1 pseudogene is annotated in these 1,202 nt (G+C 42.4%); it reads right to left on the reverse strand.

What is annotated here, in order from left to right:
- Positions 1–1,202, reverse strand: a pseudogene (locus ACH2AZ_RS12405) (hypothetical protein); the annotation flags it as partial.

The raw sequence follows: 1,202 nt of genomic DNA on the forward strand, positions 1-1,202 counted from the left end.
ACTGCTCACTGACCAGGTTATTGTTTTGATCCCATATTTGTACCTTAAAAAAAGGAAGTACAACGGAAGGTAAATTTAAGTTAGAAGTATTTTCCATGGCTAAAGCATAATCAAAGGAAAAGCTCTGCCCGGCAATGATTTTTTTTGTTATGCTACTTATAGAACCGTCACCAAAAAAATCATTTAATCCGATAGCCCGTTGATTATAAGGGGTATTGGGTTCTACTCTGATTTGGGTATTCAAAAAACCAGACATAAAACTATCGAGCCCCGGGGTTAGTATATACGCATGATTATTAAAGGCGTTGTTTGGATTGGTATGCCCGTTAACAGGGTCTAAGCTTGCTAAGTTTTGTAAAGGAATACTGTTTAAATCGGTTTGGCATTGTTGCATGCCAGGTGGATTCAATGGAAAATCATAATACGCAAAACCATAACCCGAGGCCGTCGAGGTGGTAGCATCGCGTTCAAAACCCCCGTTGGGCACACAATTACAATACTTCTCTACAGCTTGTACCGCCAATAAACTGCTTTCACAGCCCTGGGTACCGGTAGTGGTCTGGCTCACATAATAGGTTTGTCCATCTACCAGCAGAGTGGTATCAGGAATAGGCGTGGTACCACCCGCATCGCTATACCATTGTAGATTATCGCCCACTACTACCAAATCGGTTAAATTGGCAGGAGGTTCATTGATCTGTGCACGAAGAGCAGCACCACAAAAACTTTGCAACGCCTCCCCTTGGGGTGGGAGAGCACTTGTTTGTGTTACTTCTAAATCAAGAGCATCTGTTGTCACGCAGCCGGTGATTATATCTTCTATACGAACATAAATGCTTTGATTGTTAGCGCTGGTGTTGGTATAATTTTGAGCTAATGCCGTGGTGGGATCTCCTATTAATGCTTCTACCTGCGTTTCATAATAACTTATCGCTACGTTAGCATGTCCGTTAGTAATTTGAGCCGTCGCAAAATTTAAATTAAAACTGGTAAAACCATCCGCAAGGGCATCATCACAAGTAATTAGTTTTACCGGTTCATTGTAATCGGGCAAGGAGTGCACAATCAAATCAAAGCTGATGAGTTCGCTACAGCCGTTAGCTCCTTCTACGTTTACAAAAATTGTTTGCGGATTACTGGTGTTGTCATAAGCCGTTGGGTTAGCGATGGCTGTACCTGCGGTATAATCTGCTTGACTCGCA

Origin of the sequence: uncultured Mesonia sp. (genome assembly GCA_947499595.1) — a bacterium.
In the GTDB taxonomy this organism is placed as follows: Bacteria; Bacteroidota; Bacteroidia; order Flavobacteriales; family Flavobacteriaceae; genus Mesonia; species Mesonia sediminis.